At 62.2% G+C, this 4,450-nt stretch carries 4 protein-coding genes; all 4 read left to right on the top strand.

The annotated features are described in order from the left end of the window. The first annotated feature begins 62 nt into the window (after positions 1-62). A complete protein-coding gene (locus HU811_RS25315) occupies positions 63-851 on the top strand; it encodes an ABC transporter ATP-binding protein (protein WP_186658736.1) in 789 nt (262 codons plus the stop codon). Beyond that, the gene (locus HU811_RS25310) at positions 848-1,795 is read left to right on the top strand and encodes an ABC transporter substrate-binding protein (RefSeq protein WP_186658734.1); all 948 of its coding nucleotides are present in this window, start codon (positions 848-850) and stop codon (positions 1,793-1,795) included. Before HU811_RS25315 ends, HU811_RS25310 begins: the two co-directional genes overlap by 4 nt. After that, the gene (locus HU811_RS25305; RefSeq protein ID WP_092452256.1) at positions 1,792-2,802 is read left to right on the top strand and encodes a FecCD family ABC transporter permease; all 1,011 of its coding nucleotides are present in this window, start codon (positions 1,792-1,794) and stop codon (positions 2,800-2,802) included. The genes HU811_RS25310 and HU811_RS25305 overlap by 4 nt, the downstream gene beginning before the upstream one ends. Before the next feature lie 312 nt (positions 2,803-3,114). Further along, positions 3,115-4,380: an urea ABC transporter substrate-binding protein gene (gene urtA, locus HU811_RS25300; RefSeq protein WP_092395850.1), complete on the top strand. Its 1,266-nt coding sequence runs from the start codon at positions 3,115-3,117 to the stop codon at positions 4,378-4,380. Positions 4,381-4,450 lie beyond the last annotated feature (70 nt).

Below are 4,450 nucleotides of genomic sequence, written 5' to 3'. Positions count from 1 at the left end.
ATCGCGAGCAGGCTCGCTCCCACAAGGGAACTGTGTTTCGATCCAATCATTTGAGTAGCTGCATGACCGCACTAACCCTCTCCCACCTCGCCTGGACACCCCTGGGCCATGGCCACTGCCATCACCAGTTCCAGCTGCGTGACGCCACGTTGCAGGTGGGTGCCGGGGAGTTTGTCGGGTTGATCGGTCCCAATGGCAGCGGCAAGACCAGTCTGTTGCGCTGCGCCTATCGGTTCAGTCAGCCGGAGGCGGGCGAGGTGAAACTCGACCATCACAACGTTTGGAAACAGTCCTCGCGTTGGTGCGCCCAACGCATCGCCGTGGTACTGCAAGAGTTTCCCGACGCCTTCGGCCTGACGGTCCAGGAAGTGGTCGCGATGGGGCGCACGCCGCACAAAGGCCTGTTCGATGGCGACAGTCACGAAGACCGCCGTCTGGTCATCGAGGCCCTTGAAGCGGTCGGATTACAAGGCTTCGGCGACCATGCTTTCGCCACACTCTCGGGCGGGGAAAAGCAGCGGGTGATCCTGGCCCGCGCCCTGGCCCAGCAGCCGCAGCTGCTGATCCTCGATGAGCCGACCAATCACCTCGACCCGCGTTATCAACTCCAGCTGCTGCAACTGATCAAACGCCTGAGAATCGGCACTCTCGCCAGCATCCACGACCTGAACCTGGCCGCCGCGTTCTGCGATCGGCTCTACGTCATCGACCACGGACACATCGTCGCCAGCGGCACACCCAAGGAAGTGCTGACGGTCACGCTATTGCGCGACGTATTTGGCGTGCAGGCGCTGATTGACGAACATCCCTTGGCCGCCCACCCCCGAATCACCTGGATAACCCAACCATGATCTTGCGTTCCCTGCTGCTTCTGCCGCTGCTGCTCGGCAGTGCACATGCTTTGGCCGAGGCCAGCCACTACCCGCTGACGATCCACAGTTGCAACCGCGAGGTCACCTTCAACCAGGCCCCGAAACACGCCGTCAGCCATGACATCAACATGACCCAGATGATGCTCGCCCTGGGGCTCAAGCCGCGCATGGTGGGCTACAGCGGCATCAGTGGCTGGAAGTCAGTGACGCCCGACATGGAAAAAATCCTCGATGGCCTGCCGGAGCTGGCAGCCAAATACCCGTCGGTGGAAACCCTGCTCAATGCCAACGTGGACTTCTTCTTTGCCGGCTGGGACTACGGCATGCGGGTGGGCGGCGACTTGACGCCGCAAACCCTGCAACCGCTGGGCATCAACGTGTACGAGCTGACCGAATCCTGCGCGTTCGTGATGAAACGCCCGCCGGCCACCCTGGAAGACACCTACAACGACCTGCGCAACCTGGGGAAGATTTTCGACGTACAGGACCGCGCCAATGCCTTGATCGCCTCAATGCAGGCCCAAGTGGCCGAAGTGCGCGAGCATTTACCGCCCGACCAGCCCCGGGTGTTCCTGTATGACAGCGGCGAAGACCGCGCCATGACCTCCGGCCGTCTCGGCATGCCTCAAGCGCTGATCGATGCTGCGGGTGGACGCAACATTCTCGATGACGTTGAGACCAGTTGGACCCGGGTGAGCTGGGAGAACGTGGTCGAGCGCAATCCCGAAGTGATCGTGATTGTCGATTACGGCGAAGTCAGCGCCGAGCAGAAGCAGCAGTTCTTGCTGAACAACCCGGCCCTGCAATCGGTGGATGCGATCAAGCACCGTCGCTTCATCGTGATCCCCTACGTCCAGGCCACGCCGGGCATCGATAACGTATTGGCGGTGCAAACCCTGGCAAAGGGTTTTCACCGCCCATGAGCAATCGTCGCTATGGCGCGCTGCTGGTGTGCCTCGGTGCACTGATGCTGGTGTCGTGCGTGGTGTCCCTGGGGTTCGGGCCGGCGCGGGTGCCGGTGGCTGTGGTCTGGGACATCCTGCTGAACAAGGCTTTCGGTGTGGGTGACGTGTACTGGTCGCCCGGCCAGGAACATATCGTTTGGCTGATCCGCGTACCGCGCCTGCTGCTCGGTGCCCTGGTGGGCGCGGGTCTGGCGCTGATCGGTGCGGTCCTGCAAGCGGTGACGCGCAACCCCCTGGCCGACCCGCACCTGCTGGGCGTCACGTCCGGCGCGACCTTGGGTGCGGTCATTGTGGTGCTGCATGTCGGTGAGATCATCGGCCTGCTGACCCTGCCGCTGGCCGCATTTATCGGCGCGTTGTTGAGCATGCTGCTGGTACTGGCCATCGCCAGCCGCCAAGGCCGTCTGGAAAGCGATCGCCTGTTGCTGTGCGGCGTGGCGGTGTCATTCGTGATGATGGCGGCGGCCAACCTCTTGCTGTTTTTGGGTGACCATCGCGCCAGTTCCGCGGTGATGTTCTGGATGCTCGGCGGCCTGGGCCTGGCGCGTTGGGAATTGCTGGCGGTGCCGGCGGCCAGTGTGTTGCTGGGGCTGGGATTGCTGCTGGGCATGGCTCGACCGCTCAATGCACTGATGGCGGGCGAACAGACCGCCGTGACCCTGGGCCTGAACGCGGCGAAGGTGAGGTTGTGGATTTTCCTGATCGCCTCGCTGATGACCGGCGTGCTGGTGTCCGTCAGCGGCTCGATCGGTTTTGTCGGGCTGATGGTGCCGCACATCGCCAGGCGCCTGGTGGGCGCAGAGCACCGTCGGCTGCTGCCGGCCTGCGTGCTGCTGGGCAGCCTGTTCCTGGTGTGGGTGGATGTGGCAGCCCGAACCCTGATCGCCCCGGAAGACTTGCCCATTGGCGTCGCCACGGCGGCCATTGGCGGCCTGTTTTTCATCGGGCTGATGCGCCGTCGCTGAACCCTTGTGGGAGCGGGCTTGCTCGCGAAGACGGCAGCACATTTAACATCCCTGTAACTGACCCACCGCCTTCGCGAGCAAGCCCGTTCCCACATTTGATATTGGGTGACAGTGGTATCTGCGCCCCAATGTGGCGCATCTGATCGCACCAGTACCCATGCGGCGTTCGCTCGTGGTGCGCCGGCACTTTCCCCCATCGCCCCAACCCCGCATTCCCAAGCCTTTTCCCAACCGGGCACACCCCTTGCAAAAGCCCCTTCAGCGTCCGCATCTGCCATCGAAAAAAACTCATAATTGCACGGAGATCGCACAATGAAGCGTCGTAGCTTGATCAAGGCTTTTACACTCTCGGCAAGCATTGCCGCGATGGGCATGGCCTGGACCGTCCAGGCCGCCGAAACCATCAAGGTCGGCATCCTGCATTCATTGTCCGGCACCATGGCGATCTCCGAGACGTCCCTCAAGGACATGGCGCTGATGACCATCGACGAGATCAACGCCAAGGGTGGGGTCAACGGCAAGCAGCTCGAAGCGGTGGTCGTGGACCCGGCATCGAACTGGCCGTTGTTCGCGGAAAAAGGCCGCCAGTTGCTGACCCAGGACAAGGTCGCGGTGGTGTTCGGCTGCTGGACATCGGTGTCGCGCAAATCCGTGTTGCCGGTGTTCGAAGAGCTCAACGGCCTGCTGTTCTACCCGGTGCAATACGAAGGCGAAGAGATGTCGCCGAACGTGTTCTACACCGGCGCGGCGCCGAACCAGCAGGCGATTCCGGCGGTGGAATACCTGATGAGCGAAGAAGGCGGCAGTGCCAAGCGCTACTTCCTGCTGGGCACCGACTACGTCTACCCGCGCACCACCAACAAGATCCTGCGTTCGTTCCTGCATTCCAAAGGTGTGGCAGACAAGGACATCGAAGAGGTCTACACCCCGTTCGGCCACAGCGACTACCAGACCATCGTGGCCAACATCAAAAAATTCTCGGCCGGCGGCAAGACCGCGGTCATCTCCACGGTCAACGGCGACTCCAATGTGCCGTTCTACAAAGAACTGGCGAACCAGGGCCTGAAAGCCACCGACGTACCGGTGGTGGCGTTCTCGGTGGGCGAAGAGGAACTGCGCGGCATCGACACCAAGCCGCTGGTGGGCAACCTGGCGGCGTGGAACTACTTCGAGTCCGTGGATAACCCGGCGAACAAGAAATTCGTCGACTCCTGGAAGGCCTACGCCAAAGCCAAGAATCTCCCAGGCGCCGATAAAGCCGTGACCAACGACCCGATGGAAGCCACCTACGTCGGCATCCATATGTGGGCCCAAGCGGTTGAAAAAGCCAAGTCCACCGACGTCGACAAAGTCCGCGAAGCCCTGGCCGGCCAGACGTTCGACGCACCGTCGGGCTACACCCTGACCATGGACAAGACCAACCACCACCTGCACAAGCCGGTGATGATCGGCGAGATCCAGGACGACGGCCAGTTCAACGTGGTCTGGCAGACCGAAGGCCCGATCCGCGCCCAGCCGTGGAGCCCGTTCATCGAAGGCAACGACAAGAAGCCTGACTATGCGGTGAAGAGCAACTGAGCCCATGGGTGTCGGTTCTGGATCCCGGGACCGATACACAACCTTGTGGGAGCGAGCCTGCTCGCGATAG

The organism is Pseudomonas tehranensis (genome assembly GCF_014268615.1).
Lineage (GTDB): Bacteria > Pseudomonadota > Gammaproteobacteria > Pseudomonadales > Pseudomonadaceae > Aquipseudomonas > Aquipseudomonas tehranensis.
Note: the sequence above shows the minus strand (reverse complement) of the source record. Positions and strands in the feature narration are given on the sequence as shown.